This window comes from Vitreimonas sp. (assembly GCF_035627415.1).
Taxonomy (GTDB): Bacteria; Pseudomonadota; Alphaproteobacteria; order Caulobacterales; family Aquidulcibacteraceae; genus Vitreimonas.
Window position 1 is genome coordinate 23,401 of record NZ_DASPLU010000029.1, and the last position, 14,562, is coordinate 37,962.

Annotated in this window: 9 protein-coding genes; 6 read left to right on the forward strand and 3 right to left on the reverse strand. The window is 65.5% G+C overall.

Annotation, left to right across the window (positions count from 1 at the left end):
- Positions 1-167 precede the first annotated feature (167 nt).
- Entirely contained in the window at positions 168-2,042 is a 1,875-nt protein-coding gene (locus tag VEA80_RS15135) for a TonB-dependent receptor plug domain-containing protein (protein WP_325061601.1), read from the forward strand.
- Here the strand turns inward: VEA80_RS15135 and VEA80_RS15140 are convergent.
- Complete coding sequence (locus VEA80_RS15140; RefSeq protein WP_325061602.1) at positions 2,039-4,099, reverse strand: phytase; 2,061 nt, start codon at positions 4,097-4,099, stop codon at positions 2,039-2,041. The genes VEA80_RS15135 and VEA80_RS15140 overlap by 4 nt on opposite strands.
- 217 nt (positions 4,100-4,316) lie before the next feature.
- Between VEA80_RS15140 and VEA80_RS15145 the strand changes: the two genes are divergently transcribed.
- The gene (locus VEA80_RS15145) at positions 4,317-6,719 is read left to right on the forward strand and encodes a TonB-dependent receptor (RefSeq protein ID WP_325061603.1); all 2,403 of its coding nucleotides are present in this window, start codon (positions 4,317-4,319) and stop codon (positions 6,717-6,719) included.
- A gap of 62 nt (positions 6,720-6,781) precedes the next feature.
- Here the strand turns inward: VEA80_RS15145 and iolG (VEA80_RS15150) are convergent, their stop codons facing one another.
- Together iolG (VEA80_RS15150) and iolG (VEA80_RS15155) are read right to left on the reverse strand one after the other, a co-directional pair.
- Positions 6,782-7,768, reverse strand: coding sequence for an inositol 2-dehydrogenase (gene iolG, locus VEA80_RS15150; RefSeq protein WP_349257267.1), 987 nt, complete (start codon positions 7,766-7,768; stop codon positions 6,782-6,784).
- Positions 7,768-8,769: an inositol 2-dehydrogenase gene (gene iolG / locus VEA80_RS15155; protein WP_325061605.1), complete on the reverse strand. Its 1,002-nt coding sequence runs from the start codon at positions 8,767-8,769 to the stop codon at positions 7,768-7,770. Before iolG (VEA80_RS15155) ends, iolG (VEA80_RS15150) begins: the two co-directional genes overlap by 1 nt.
- 140 nt (positions 8,770-8,909) lie before the next feature.
- Here iolG (VEA80_RS15155) and VEA80_RS15160 point away from each other — a divergent pair, with 140 nt between their 5' ends.
- The 4 genes from VEA80_RS15160 to iolE all read left to right on the forward strand — a co-directional run bounded on the left by VEA80_RS15160 (position 8,910) and on the right by iolE (position 14,555).
- Complete coding sequence (locus VEA80_RS15160; protein ID WP_325061606.1) at positions 8,910-9,803, forward strand: MurR/RpiR family transcriptional regulator; 894 nt, start codon at positions 8,910-8,912, stop codon at positions 9,801-9,803.
- A 95-nt stretch (positions 9,804-9,898) separates the two neighbouring features.
- A complete protein-coding gene (locus VEA80_RS15165) occupies positions 9,899-11,827 on the forward strand; it encodes a bifunctional 5-dehydro-2-deoxygluconokinase/5-dehydro-2-deoxyphosphogluconate aldolase (protein ID WP_325061607.1) in 1,929 nt (642 codons plus the stop codon).
- Positions 11,824-13,668: a 3D-(3,5/4)-trihydroxycyclohexane-1,2-dione acylhydrolase (decyclizing) gene (iolD, locus tag VEA80_RS15170; RefSeq protein WP_325061608.1), complete on the forward strand. Its 1,845-nt coding sequence runs from the start codon at positions 11,824-11,826 to the stop codon at positions 13,666-13,668. Before VEA80_RS15165 ends, iolD begins: the two co-directional genes overlap by 4 nt.
- Positions 13,665-14,555 (forward strand): myo-inosose-2 dehydratase, encoded by an 891-nt coding sequence (gene iolE / locus VEA80_RS15175; protein ID WP_325061609.1) that lies wholly within the window; start codon positions 13,665-13,667, stop codon positions 14,553-14,555. The genes iolD and iolE overlap by 4 nt, the downstream gene beginning before the upstream one ends.
- Positions 14,556-14,562: the final 7 nt, after the last annotated feature.

The window sequence follows — 14,562 nt, forward strand, 5'->3', positions numbered from 1 at the left end:
ACATCCAGTGGAACGAATGTATCATCGGCTCTGTGTCGTCATGGGCCGCTCTGAAATTCGCTCTCGGGCTCTGGGCCGCCACGGGCGTGGCGCTCGCACAGGAAGCTGGACGCCTTGTCTTCCAACCTGACTTCTTTGCGGCCTATGAACCGCAAAGCGCTCTGGACATGGTGCAGCGCGTTCCCGGATTCAGCATCGACGAGGGCGAAGATCGGCGCGGGTTTGCCGGCGCGCAGGGCAATGTGCTGATCGACGGCGAACCGCCCGCGACGAAAGCGCAGGAGATCGAAGACATACTCGCCCGTATCCCCGCTTCGGGCGTGCTCAGGATCGAATTGGTGCGCGCTGCAGGAGCGGGAACGCAGCAATCGCAGCTCGTCAACGTCATCCGGCGCGTGGGCGGTGGCGAAGGTGTGTGGACCGCGGAGCTCGCGCAGAGCCGCGACGGCCGTCTGTCGCCGAGCGCTGAGGGCGCCTACTCCGGCCGCTGGCGCGGCGTCGAGTACGGCGTCTCCGCTGCGCTCGATATGGAGCGCGCGGCGATCCGCGGAGAGCGCAGCGACTTCGACGCCGTCGGGATGCTGAATGAACGGCGGGTGGAGCGGCTGCCTACCGACGAGCGCGAGGCGCGCGCCGGCGGCGAGTTAAGTTTCGATGTTGCCGGTTGGCGCGCCGGGTTGAACGCACAACTCAGCCGCGCTGAACTGGACGAGCAGCTCTTCTCTACCGTGTTCGATGCAAGCGGAATCGCGGACGAATTCGTGATCGGCGACCTGGCCGAGCGCGAGACAATCGGCGAGCTGGCTCTCTCGTTGCGCCGCGAGCGCAACGGCTGGCGCTCCGAGCTGGCGGCAATCGTCACGCGCACCCGCTTCAGCGCCGACGAGAGCTCGAGCGACGTCGACGCAGGCGGCGCGCTCGACGAAGCGTCGCATCAGCGCCAGCGGGTCGACAGCGGCGAGACGATTCTGCGCGGCGCAGTGCGCCGGACGCTACCGGGCGCCTGGAGCGTCGAGCTTGGCGCAGAAGCGACGCTGAACACGCTGGAGCAGCGCCTTGAGCTCACCGAGGACGATGGGTCGGGGCCAGCGCCAGTTGTGCTGCCTTCCGCCAACGTGCGCGTAGAAGAGCAGCGTGGCGAAGCGAGGATCATGCTTTCAGGACCGCTTTCGCCGCGTTGGTCGATCGAGGCCGGCGGCGCGTTCGAAGCGTCTGTGCTGACGCAGAGCGGCGACGCCGACGCTGAAACGACGCTGAGCTACTTTAAGCCCACGCTGCAGTTGGTGCGCGCGCTGGGGGAGGGCGATCAGCTGCGCCTTCGGATTTACCGAGATGTCGGACAGCTCGACTTCGAGGATTTCGTCTCGGCGGCGGACCTCCAGAACACCGCCGTCGACGCCGGGAATCCCGATCTTGTCCCGGAGACCTCTTGGCGCGTCGAGGCGGGCGCCGATTGGCGCTTCGGCGAAGACGGCGTGTTGGGGCTCACGTTCTATCATTGGAGCGTGGAGGATGCGCTTGACGTCGTGCCCATCGGTGCGCCCGGCAATCGCTTCGATGCGCCTGGCAATATTGGCGATGCGACGCTCTGGGGCGCGCGCATTCAGCTCGCCTTGCCGCTGCCGTTCGACGCCGAGCTCAGGCTGGACGCCATGGCGCAGCGCTCGGAAGCAACCGATCCGCTCACGGGCGAGAGCCGCGAAATTTCCGCCATCGAGGAGAGCGCCTTCATCGCGAACCTGCGTCAGGATCTCGGCGCATTTGCATGGGGGGTCGATTACGAGCGCGAAGTCGAGACGCCGGAGTTTCGTCTCGATCGCATCGAAACCGAGCGCGAGCCCGAGGAGCTCACGCTTTGGATCGAAACCACGGCCTTCGGCGACTTGAAGCTGCGCGCCTGGGCCGAGAACGTGAACGACAGCGCCGAGTGGCGCCGCCGCAGCCTGTTTGATCCCGATCGGCTCGGCGGCCCCGACGGCGGCGACGTCCGAGCGCGCCGCCAGGGCGTCACGCTCGGCGTCTCCGCCAGCGGGCGGTTCTAGCGGCGCGTCTCCAGGTTCAGCGCGTTCGCGATCGCCGACCAAGGCACGAGCTTGAAGTTCTGGTGTTCGGGCGGTGAGATGTTGCGCCCGTCTTGGGCGATGAACGCCCCGCCGGCGAGAGCGCCGCCCAGATTGGCGCTGGTGACGTCGAGCCCGTCCGTCTCGGAAATGCCATCGATGCCGCGCGCGGCGTCAGCCAAAATCGAGAAGGAGCCGACATACTCGTTCGCTCCTTCGCGCCGGAATACGGCGTAGCTGTTGTTGCCCTGGCTCGAGAGCACGAGATAACCGCGTCCGCCGCCGAGGTCGTAAAGTCCAATGCCTTCGAGATCGTCCTTGAGCGCCTCGTTCGCGGCCACTGTTGCGACTGAAACCGGCGTCGCCGGCGCGTCGGGCTCGGCGCCGACGCGCCAGAGACCGATGTCTTCTTCCGCAACGTAGAGAACGCCTGTCGCATCATCGGCGACGCAGCCCTCGGTCTGCGTCGCGAACGGAATGTCGCGTACGCGGTGGGCGCGCACGCGCCCGTTGCCGGCATCGACCAGCTCCCATTGCCGCACAGGCCCTTCGCTATCGGTCACGAACACATAGGTGCGGCCTGATTGGGCGCTTTGGTACATGCAGAGGCCGTAAGGGTCGACCATGCCGGTCGGCTGGACGCCGTCGGCCACATTGACGAGCCGGCGCGCCGCGCCATCGACGCGATAGAGCGAGATGCCGTCATTGCTGCGGTTGCTGGCGGCGACGAGCGAAACGCTCTGGCTCCCGAGCCGGAAATTGTCGCGAATGTCGACATTGTTCATCCGCCCATCCGGCAGGAATTGCACCACGCGCCCGTTGAGGTCGTAGACATACAGCCCAGACTGCTTCTGCGTGCCGATGATGAGGCTCTGGGCCGGGTCGCTGCGATTGACCCAGACCGCCGGATCGTCCGCGGCATCGCCGTCGGTCTCGACCGGCGCTGTTTCCATGATCGGATGCACGACGACAACGTCGGATTCGGGCGGCGTACGCGGATCGCGTGGCGCGCCCGCGGCGAGGTCGAGCGCGCCGGCGATCGCGGCCCAGGAGACCAGCTTATAGTTTGTGCCGCCGTCGTTCTCGTCGTCCATGACGACCAGCGCGCCGAGCGGGTAATTCGGACCGAACACAAAACTCGAGGCGTTCAACCCGCCCGCAGCTTCGACGCCATCGACGGCGCCGGCCGCGCCGAGCGTGAAGCTGCCGGCGTAGGTGTGATCGGCGTTGCGGTCGTAAACATGGAAACGGTTGGCTGAAGCATCGGAGACGACCAGGTAGCTCGCTTCGCCCGCATTATAAACGGCGACACCGCCGGCCTCCTCGGTGATGCGCCCGAGCCGCGCGGCATCGATCAGCTGCGGCACGACCTCGGCTTCCGGATTGGCGTCGAACCGCCAGACGCCCACGCCTTGCTCGGCCACGTAGAGATCGCCCGTCGCGTCATCGGCCGCGCAATAGCTGGCTTCGGACGCGACGTGCAGCTGCCGAACGAGGTGCGCGTCGAGCGCGGCGCCGCGGCCGCCGATCATATATTGCGCGATTTCGCCGGCGCCGCCGAGCACGAAGGCGTAGAGCGTCGCGTCGCGAGCATCGCGATAGAGGCACATGCTTTCGCTGGCGAAGCCGACCGGTATCTCGCGCGCGGTCCGTTCGCGCGCGCCGCCGCTTTCGGCGTCGAACTCGAACAGCCTCAGCGCATTCGTCGCTCCGTCGACCGAAGCGAGCGTCCACACCGCGCGCCCGTCTTCGCCCGGTGCGCCATAGCGCGCGTCGAGGCCGACGGTTGCGCCGCCGGCGACCGCACTCTGCCGCGCGCCGTCAAGACTATAGACCACCAGTCCCTCACTCTCGCTGGAGCCGACGATCAGCCCGTCGGCTCCACCGCGCGGGATGATCACGGCCGTATTGGCGTCCGACTGGGTGGTGGGTGCGGTTTCCGCAGCCGGCGCCAGCGCTGCCGGCGAGTCACCTCTGCCCGTGACGCAGCCCGCCAGTGCTGCGGTTGCGAAAAGGCTGAGAGCCCAGCTCTTTCTCATGTTTGTCCCCTCTGTCGGCGCATCGCGAGCGCTTTACGCGCACTTTGCAACGTTTCGTCCTGCCTTGCTGCCACTCGCCCAAGGGCTCTGCAAGGGAAATTCCAAATATGTTGCCTTTTGGAATTTTCGTTCGTATCATCATCCGGTCAAGACAACCTCGCACGTGGCCGGCGTTCGCGTCGGCCCCGGAGTCGGGGGACCTCAAGGGGAGGGAAAAATGAGATCGATGCGGAAGGCGGCGTTGAAGACGCTGCTGATGACGTGCTGCTTCGCGATGCCAAGCCTGGCGCTGGCGCAGGACGCCGAAGAGGAGCAATCTCTCGAAGAGATCGTCATCACCGGCCAAATCCAATACCGCAACCGCACCGACACGGTCGCGCCGGAGCTGGTGTACGATCAGCAATTCTTCGAACAATTCGAGCCGCTTTCGGTTGGCGATCAGCTCTCTCGCGTGCCCGGAGTCGCATTCACCAGCGACATCGGAGAACGCGACGCGCCGCAGATGCGCGGCCTCGGCGAAGGCTTCACTCAGGTTCTGGTCAATGGCCGCCCGATCCCCGGCGCCGGCAATGATCGCACCGTGTTCGTCGACCGCATCCCCGCCGAGATCATCGATCGCATAGAAATCGTCCGCGCTCCGAGCGCCGATATCGACAGCCAAGGCATTGGCGGCACCATCAACATTATTCTGAAGGACGGCGCGAGCCTGCCGCCGGGCGTGATCGCCCGCGTCGGCGGCGTCTACGATGTCGACAACGAGGAGCTGGGCGGGCTCGGCGCGCTCTCGTTCTCCAACCGCACCGAAGATCGGCGGATCGCCTATTCCGCCACCTTCGACGTGCAGCAGCGCTACAACACGAAGGTGCTCGATCAGCAGCTGTTCGACGACACCTCGCCCGGCTTCGATCCGGACAACAATGGCCTGTCCATGTTCGACCCGGACGGTTTCGATCCGACGACCCCGTCGACCAATGCGATCGAACACGAAGATCAGCTAGATACCCGCGAGAGCCTCGATCTTTCGTTCAACGGCGACCTCACGGTCGAACTTACCCCTGACCATCGCGTGCGGCTGGACGGCTTTTATCTGAGCACCCAGCGGGACGAGACAGAGGAAGCGCAGCTCTATTTCCGCAACGACGATTCCGGTGACGATCCCGGCACCGGCAACGACAACGGCGATGTGTCGGACGATCCGTGGGAGCTGAGCGAGGTTGCGAGCCAAGCCCAAGAGATCGAGCAGGACAGCTTCGGCGTCTCCGTGCTCTACGAGGGGGATGTGACCACCGCATGGAGCATCGAGAGCCAAGCGCGCTACGCCCGATTCCTGGAAGCCAATACCGAAACCGACTTCGAGACCGCTGTTTTCGACGGCGACCCCACCGAAGGTGAGCGCACGATCATCGACAGCGACGATCAGGAAATCTCGCTGGACGGCTCGCTCACCTTCAACAGCAGCGCGTTCGCCGAACGCATCGGACTGGTCGGTTTCGAGTTTGAGGTCGGCGTCGCCGGCAAACTCAAGACCCGCGATTACAGCCAGCGCATCTTTGCGGACGACAACGATCTCGACTTCGCCGATCCGGGCGAGGAGGAGACCAATCCGCTCGGGAGCGGCAATTTCGACTACGAAGAGCGCCGGCTCGACGCTTTCATGCAGACAGAGCTCGAACTGTCGAGAGCGGTGACCTTCCAGGCCGGGGTTCGCGTCGAGACCACAGAAACCGAAACCTCGCTCGCCGGCGTTGGACCAACGGTCGAGAGCGAAACGGCGGAATTCTATCCCTCAGCGCACTTGCAATGGGATGTCGGGGAGAACGGTCAGATCCGCCTCTCCGCCGCGCGCACCGTGCGCCGGCCGTTGCTCGATCAACTGGTTCCGTTCGCCGATGAAGAAACCCCCGGCGACGAGGACGAAACCGTTGGCAATCCCAACCTGGGTCTGGAAACGGCGTGGGGCGTGGATGTCGGTTACGAACATCGTATCGGCCGCCGCGGCGTGATCGGGATCAACTTCTTCCACCGCGAAGTCAGTGACCTGATCAGTTTGATCAATACCGGCGTGCCGACCGGCGCCGGCGGCTTCGTCTACAGCTATGACAACGTAGGCGACGGCACGGTGTGGGGCTGGGAGCTCGACGTCTCGACGCCGCTCGACTTCATCGGTCTGCCGGAAACGGGGTTCTTCCTCAACTACACTGGTCTCGATTCCGAGCGCACCGATCCGTTCACCGGCATCGAGTCGACGTTCAACGCGCAGCCGGAATTCGTCTACAACTACGGCATCACCCACAACATTCCGTCCTGGGGCGCCAGCGTCGGCTTCAGCTACCGCGAACAGGGGATGTCTCGGTCGGTGTTCCTCGGCGAGATCGAGGATCAATGGTACGACGGCAATCTCGAGGTCTTTGTCGAGAAGCGGCTCTCCGACAATGTCGTGCTACGTGTGGTTGGGAACAATCTCCTCGACGCCGACAGCATTCAGTCAGAGAAAAATTTCGACGGCGACGACGCGGTCGAGCTGCGCGATGCGATGCTCGCCAACGACGTGGACGAGTTCGAGATCGAACGCGAGAACTCCTCGCCGACGATTCTGGTCACTCTCCGCGCCGTGTTCTGAAGCGGACGACCTCCCGAGCGTTTCCTCGAGCGGCCCCTCTTGGGGCCGCTTCTTTTTGCGCTCTAGAGAAATACGGGCGCGCCACGGCGCATGGATTCCTGCGCCGCTGTCGCCAGCGCCAACGCCGCAACGCCATCCTCATATCCGACCTCAGGCGCAGCGCCGCGCGTGAGCATGTCAGCGAAATGCGCCATCTCGGCGCGATAGGCGGCGGCGTAGCGGTCGAGGAAGAAGTTCTGGAATTGATCGGCCTGTGCGCCGGTTTCCGTCCAGGTCTCGACCGTCGTTTCGGTGACGTTGCCCGCCCGCAGCGCGCCCTTTGCGCAGAACGCCTCGATGCGCTGGTCATAGCCGTAGCCGCTGCGGCGACTGTTGGAGATGACGCACAGCTTGCCGGATGGCGTACGCAGGATCGTCTTGGCCGTATCGATGTCGCCAAGCCGACCGATTTCGGGATCGACCAGGCACGCGCCCGTCGCGAACACTTCGCTTGGCTCTTCGCCGAGCAGCCAGCGCGCCATGTCGAAGTCGTGGATCGCCATGTCCTTGAACAGCCCGCCGCTCACCGGGATGTAGCCTGCGGGCGGCGGCGCCGGGTCGTGGCTGGTGATGTGCAGCGTCTCCAGCGCGCCGACTGCGCCCGCGTGCAGCCTTTGCTTCAGCGCCCGAAAGCTCGGATCGAAGCGCCGGTTGAACGCGAGGAAGAGACGCGCGCCGAAGCTCTCGAACCGCGGCGCAGCGTCTTTGGCGCGCGCGAGGTCAAGGTCGATCGGCTTTTCGCAGAACACGGCCTTGCCCGCAGCCGCCGCGTGCAAGCTGAAGTCGAGATGTGTGTCTGTGGAAGAGGCGACGATGACGCCGACGATGCTCGCATCGCCCAGCGCGCCGTCGAGGTCGGCGACAGTTGCCCCGTGGCTCGACGCGATCGCTGCCGCCGCATCGGTGTTCGGATCGATCACATAGGCAAGCTCGAGGTCGGCATGCGCGGCGACGTTTGCGGCGTGGATGCGGCCGATCCTGCCTGCGCCAATGAGTGCGATTCTCTGCATCATGCCCCTCGGAGCTTTACGACGGTGTTGGTTCGCGCCGACTTGGCGCAGGCTTCCGCCCAGGCGAGCGCCGCCAGACCTTCCTCATAACCCACCTGCGGCCGCGCTCGCCCAGAAACGACTTCTGCGAAGTGATCCATTTCCGCAGCGTAGGACGCCGCGTAGCGATCGAGGAAATTCGGCCGGATCGGCGAGGCGCGCGCGCCGGCTTCGCTCCAGAACTCGACAGTGTCGACGCGCTCGTTCCTGGTGGCGGCCATCCCGCGCGAGCCATATGCTTCAATGCGCTGATCGTAGCCATAGCCGCTGCGGCGGGTGTTGGATATGACGCACAGCTTGCCCGAGCCGGTGCGGAGCAGGACTCGCGCCGTATCGACATCGCCGGCTTCGCCGATCGCCTTGTCGACGAGGCAGCTCGCAGCGGCGAAAATTTCCGCTGGCGGCTCGCCCATCAGGTAAGAGGCGAGATCGAGATCGTGGATGGTAAAGTCCTTGAAGAGGCCGCCGGAGCGCGGGATGAAGGCGGGCGGAGGCGGGGCGGGATCGTGATTGATCAGCGTCAGCGTCTCCAGCGCTCCGATCGCGCCGGACGCCAGCTTCTCCCGCAACGCGACCACATGCGGATCGAAACGCCGGTTGAAGCCGAGCACGAACCGCGCATCCTTGAACGCCGGCGCCGCCGCTTTTGCTTTCTCGAGGTCGAGATCGATCGGCTTCTCGCACAGCACGGCCTTGCCGGCGTCGATCATCGCGAGGCTGTGTTCGAGGTGCATGTCGGTCGAACTCGCGACGATCGCGCCGGCGATATCCGGATCGGCCAGCGCGTCGCCGAGCGCGGCGGCCTCGGCCCCAAGTTGCTGCGCCAACGCTTTGGCCGCACCAGATTGAGCATCGACGACATAACGTAGGCTCAGCGCCGGATGGCGCGCCGCATTAGGCCCGTGAATCTGTCCCATCCGCCCCGCGCCGATGAGCGCCACAGCGTGCTTTCCAACGGCCATGCGCAAAGTCCAGAACGAATGTTGCGGCGATGCTCGCTTATGGAACGAAAATTCTGAAATTGGCAAGCCCCTCAAGGCGCGTTCGTTGTGTTCCAACGGCGGAATGGATATTCTGCGCAGGTTCTTGTCTCGGAGCCGCCATGCCCAGCGCCAAAGGTCCGCCGCAGACCAGCGAGGAGCTCCGCGCCGCGATCCTCGCCCGCTACGAGGATTTGAGTAAGCGCCTGCAGCAAATCGCGCGCTATGTGCTGGATGAGCCGAACGCCGTGGCGCTCGAAACGCTCGCGGTGATCGGCGAGCGGGCCGGCGTTCAGCCGTCCGCCATTGTCCGCTTCGCCAAAGCGATCGGCTTCGACAGCGCAAGCCAAATGCAGAAGGTGATCCGCGACGGTCTGATCGCCGGCAGCAGCGTGCTCGGCTACAGCGAGCGCGTGCGCCAATTCAGCGAGGACGCAGAAGCGCGAAAGGGCGGCCGTCCGGCCGACGTGCTCGCCGAATTCGTCGAGGGGAACGTGCTGGCGCTCAATAATCTGCGCGAGCTTGTGCCCGGCGATGATCTGCGCACTGCCGTCGATCTGATGGCGGACGCCGAAACCATCTATGTCGTCGGCTTCCGGCGCTCCCTGCCGGTGTCGTCTTATCTCGCCTACTCGCTGCAGCAGCTCAACAAGCGCACCGTCTTCGTCGACGGAGTCGGCGGCCTGACGCGCCAGCAAATTCAGAGCATCGGCCCCGCCGACCTGCTGATCGACGTGAGCTTCCATCCTTATGCGGAGGAGACCATCCAAGCCGTGCAAATGGCGCTCACGCACAATGCCAAGGTGCTCTCCATCAGCGACTCGCTGGTGAGTCCCACCGCCAAACCGGCGACGCTGGCGCTGCAAGTGAAGGAAGCGGAGATCCGCAAATTCCGCTCGCTGGCGGCGACCATGTGCCTGGCGCAGGCTCTGGTGATCTCGTTCGCGTTCGAAATGTCGCAGACTGAGGCGAACGTCGCGCGCAAGCCGCAGGCGCGGCGACGCAGGGCCGGCTGAGCCACGTGTGAAATGAATGTTGCAGGTATTCTGAAACTAGAATAGACATTGCAAATCTGCCGCCCGCGTGCGGCCTGAGAGCGAGTTCGAACGCAATGGCGCAGCGCGAGCGCACGCTTGATCTGATTGCGATCGGCCGCTCCAGCGTCGATCTTTACGGCCAGCAGGTGGGCGGGCGTCTCGAAGACATGGGCTCGTTCGCCAAGTATGTCGGCGGCAGCCCGACCAACACGATGGTCGGCGCGTCACGACTCGGTCTGAAGGCCGGGCTGGTCACGCGCATCGGCGCCGATCACATGGGCCGGTTCATCCGCGAAGAGCTGGAGCGCGAGGGCGTCGACGTCCGCGGCGTCGGCAGCGATCCCGAGCGGCTGACGGCGCTCGTCATCCTGGGCATCCGGGACCGCGATACATTCCCGCTCCTCTTCTATCGCGAGAACTGCGCCGACATGGCGCTCGACGAGAGCGACATCGACCCCGATTATATCGCCTCCGCCGCATGCGTGCTGCTCAGCGGCACACATCTTTCGCGCGCTAATGTCTTCGCCGCAAGTTTCCGCGCAGCCGAGATGGCAAAGCAGAACGGCGCCAAAGTGGCGCTCGATATCGACTATCGGCCCGTGCTGTGGGGGCTGGAAGCGCGCGACAAGGGCGAGAACCGTTTCGTCGCCGACGAACGCGTCACCGGCCAGCTGCAGCGCGTGCTCCCGTTGTGCGATCTCGTGGTCGGCACCGAAGAGGAGATCCATATCCTCGGCGGCGCCACCGACACCATCGCAGCCTTGCGGGCGATCCGCACGAAAACGTCGGCCCTCGTCGTGCTGAAGCTCGGCGCGCAAGGCTGCGCCGCATTTCCGGGAACGATTCCCGACGCCCCAGAGGAGGGCGTCGTCGTCAACGGCTTCCCGGTCGAGGTCTACAACGTGCTCGGCGCGGGCGATGCGTTCATGGCGGGCTTTCTGCGCGGCTGGCTGCGCAACGAAAAGCTGGAACGTTGCTGCGAGTTGGCCAATGCGTCCGGCGCGATCGTCGTCTCGCGCCACGGCTGCGCGCCGGCGATGCCGACCTGGGCGGAGATGCAGCATTTCCTCGCCATGAAAGTTCGCCCGCACCGGCTGCGCGAAGCGGCTGATCTCGAGCACCTGCATTGGGTTGGCACGCGGCGCGGCGTCTATGACGAACTCACGGTGCTCGCCGTGGACCACCGCACGCAATTCGAGGACTTGGCACGCTCGAGCGGCGCCGGGCCGGAGCGCATCGCCGAGTTCAAACGCCTCGCCGTGCGGGCTGCGCACCAGCTCGCCAAAGGCGATCCGCGCTTCGGCGTGCTCATCGACGGCCGCCACGGCATGCGCGCGCTCGAGATGGCGGCCGATCTTCCATACTGGATCGGCCGGCCGATCGAGCTGCCGCAATCGTGCCCGATCGAGTTCGACACTGAGTTGCGCGACGTCGGCGCAGAGATTGCGCAATGGCCGCTCAACCACACGGTCAAATGCCTCTTCCACTACCATCCGGACGATGAGGAGGAGTTGCGCAAGCGTCAGGAGCGCCAAGCGCTTCGGCTGTTCGACGCCTGCCGCGCCACGCGCCACGAGCTGCTGGTCGAGATTATCGCCTCGAAGAACGCCGTCGTGAACGCGATGACGGCTGCGCGCGCGATCCAGCGCTTCTACGACATCGGCGTGCGTCCCGACTGGTGGAAGCTCGAGCCCGCGGCCGATGCCGAGACATGGGCCAACATCGAGCGGGCGATCCTCGCCAATGATCCCCATTGCCGCGGCGTCGTACTGCTGGGCCTCTCTGTGCCGCAGGACGAGCTTGTGAAATCGTTCGCGCCGGCCGCGCGCGCCGGCATCGTCAAGGGCTTCGCTGTGGGCCGCACGATTTTCAACGGCGCCGCCGAGCAATGGTTCAAGGGCGAGATCGACGATGCGGCGGCCATCGAGGCGCTTTCGTCCAACCTCTCGGTGCTGGTCGAAGCGTGGCGGCGCGCCAAGAAGGGGCGCACCAGCGGGCCATGAGCTCCATCCGCCTCACCGCGGCGCAGGCCGCCATTCGCTACCTTGCGAACCAGTTCGTGGAAACGGATGCGGGCGAAGTCCCTTACTTCGCGGGCGTATGGGCGATTTTCGGCCACGGCAATGTCGCTGGCCTCGGCGAAGCGCTCCACGCCGAGCGCGCGCGGCTTCCGACCTACCGCGCGCACAACGAACAGGCGATGGCGCACGCTGCCATAGCTTACGCCAAGCAGATGCGGCGCGAACGCGCGATGATATGCACCACCTCTATCGGCCCCGGCGCCACCAACATGGTGACCGCCGCCGCGCTCGCGCACGTGAACCGGCTGCCAGTGCTGCTGATGCCCGGCGATGTCTACGCTTCGCGCCGTCCCGATCCCGTGTTGCAGCAGATCGAGGACTTCGGCGACGCCACGATCTCCGCCAATGACTGCTTCCGTCCGGTTTCGCGTTACTTCGATCGCCTCACGCGGCCCGAGCAGCTGTTGGACGCGCTGCCGCGCGCGATGGCGATGCTGCTCGATCCCGCGTCGTGCGGCCCGGCGACGCTCGCGTTCTGCCAGGACGTGCAGACCGAGGCGTTCGACTATCCCGAGCGCTTCTTCACACGGCGCATCTGGAGCGTGCGCAAACCTGAGCCGCAAGGGCAGGATATTGAGGCGCTCGTTAGCTTGATCAAAGCCGCCAAGGCGCCGCTCATCATCGCCGGCGGCGGCGTCCTCTATGCGCGCGCGGAAAACGTGCTCTCGCAGTTTGCGGCGGAGCACGGCCTCTTCGTCGCCGAGACCCAAGCCGGCAAGGGCGCGCTGGCGTGGGATCATCCCCAGGCGCTGGGTTCGATCGGTGTCACTGGCTCGAGTGCTGCGAACGAGGCCGCCGCGAGCGCCGACCTCGTCATCGGCATCGGAACGCGCCTGCAGGACTTCACGAGCGGCTCGCGGACGCTGTTCGAGCGCCCGGGCTGCACGCTGGTCCAGATCAACGTCGCGCCGCACGACGCCCACAAGCACGGCGCTCTCGCGATCGTTGGCGACGCGACGGCCGCGTTGAAGGCCCTTAGTCGCAGCTTGAGCGGTTGGATGTCTTCGGCGGCGTGGTCCGAGAGCAACCGGCAGCGGATCCGCGCCTGGCACAAGGCGGTGGATGGTGCGACCGCGCCGCCGCAAAGCGCCGGCCTGCCGAGCGATGCGCAGGTGATCGGCGCGGTGCAACGTGCGGCGGATGAGAACGCCGTGATCGTCTGCGCCGCGGGCGGTTTGCCGGGCGAGCTGCACAAGCTCTGGCGCGCGTCCAAGCCCGGCGGCTACCACCTCGAATACGGCTATTCCTGCATGGGCTACGAGATCGCCGGCGGCCTTGGCGTGAAGCTCGCCGCGCCGGAGCGCGACGTCTTCGTGATGGTGGGCGATGGCTCATATCTGATGATGAATTCCGAGATCGCCACCTCAGTGATGCTCGGCAGGAAGCTCATCGTCGTTGTGCTCGACAATCGCGGCTTCGGCTGCATCAACCGCCTGCAACAAGGCACAGGTGGCCAGCCATTCAACAATCTCCTCGCCGACGCATGTCACGAGACGCTGCCAGAGATCGACTTCGCGGCGCACGCAGCGAGCCTGGGCGCTCTGGCGGAGAAGGCGGCGGACATCGCCGAACTGGAAGCGGCGCTCACGCGCGCCAAGCAAGCAGACCGCACCAGCGTCATCGTGATCGATACCGACCCCGTGCGCACTACCGAAGCGGGCGGCTGGTGGTGGGATGTGGCTGTGCCCGAAGTGTCGCCGCGCGCCGAAGTGCGCGCCGCGCGCGGGGCCTACGAGCAGAAGCTGAAAGAGACAAAGTCATGAGCGTCCGCTTCGGCGTCAGCCCGATCGCCTGGGCGAATGACGATATGCCGGAGCTCGGCGGCGACACCCCGCTCGAGACGATCCTGCGCGAGGCGCACGAGATCGGGTTCGAAGGTGTCGAACTCGGCGGCAAGTTTCCGCGCGAACCGGCGGCGCTCGAGAAAGCGCTGGCGCCGCACCAGCTGGATCTCGTCGGCGGCTGGTACAGCAGCAGTCTGCTTACGCAAGATGCGGACGCCGAGATCGCCGCCCTCCAGCCGCACCTCAACCTGCTGAAGGCGATGGGTTCGACCGTCTTCGTGTTCGCCGAAACCAGCAACGCAGTCCACGCCGACCGCGCCACGCCGCTCGAAGGCGCGCCGCGCCTTAAGAGCGGCGAGTGGAAACCATTTGGCGAGCGCATGAGTCAGGTCGCGGACTACATCGCCGGCGAGGGCTTGAAGTTCGCGTACCATCATCACCTCGGCACCGTCGTTGAAAATCAGGCCGACGTGGATGCGTTCATAGTAGCCACTTCCCCAAGCGTTGGATTCACGCTCGACACGGGCCATGCCGTGCTTGGCGGCGTGAAGACAATCGACGTCATCGAACGCCATCCGGAGCGCATCGCACACGTCCATTGCAAGGATGTGCGCGGCGCCGCCCACGCCGAAGCGCGGCGCACCGGCAAGAGCTTCCTCGATGGCGTGCTCGCCGGCATGTTCACGGCGCCAGGAGATGGAGACATCGATTTTGGCGCGGTGATGAAGGCGCTGAAGCGCATCGGCTACAGGGGCTGGATCATCGTCGAGGCCGAACAGGATCCCGCCGTCGCCAATCCGCGCGTCTACGGTGCGCTGGGGCTGGCGACGCTGAAGCGCGAAGCGGCGGCGGTGGGGCTGATCTAAGGAGCGC

Coding starts and splice junctions, on each gene's coding strand:
- VEA80_RS15135 (WP_325061601.1), top strand. CDS start 168: ATGGTGCAGCGCGTTCCCGGATTCAGCATCGACGAGGGCGAAGATCGG.
- VEA80_RS15140 (WP_325061602.1), bottom strand. CDS start 4,099: ATGAGAAAGAGCTGGGCTCTCAGCCTTTTCGCAACCGCAGCACTGGCG.
- VEA80_RS15145 (WP_325061603.1), top strand. CDS start 4,317: ATGAGATCGATGCGGAAGGCGGCGTTGAAGACGCTGCTGATGACGTGC.
- iolG (WP_349257267.1), bottom strand. CDS start 7,768: ATGCAGAGAATCGCACTCATTGGCGCAGGCAGGATCGGCCGCATCCAC.
- iolG (WP_325061605.1), bottom strand. CDS start 8,769: ATGGCCGTTGGAAAGCACGCTGTGGCGCTCATCGGCGCGGGGCGGATG.
- VEA80_RS15160 (WP_325061606.1), top strand. CDS start 8,910: ATGCCCAGCGCCAAAGGTCCGCCGCAGACCAGCGAGGAGCTCCGCGCC.
- VEA80_RS15165 (WP_325061607.1), top strand. CDS start 9,899: ATGGCGCAGCGCGAGCGCACGCTTGATCTGATTGCGATCGGCCGCTCC.
- iolD (WP_325061608.1), top strand. CDS start 11,824: ATGAGCTCCATCCGCCTCACCGCGGCGCAGGCCGCCATTCGCTACCTT.
- iolE (WP_325061609.1), top strand. CDS start 13,665: ATGAGCGTCCGCTTCGGCGTCAGCCCGATCGCCTGGGCGAATGACGAT.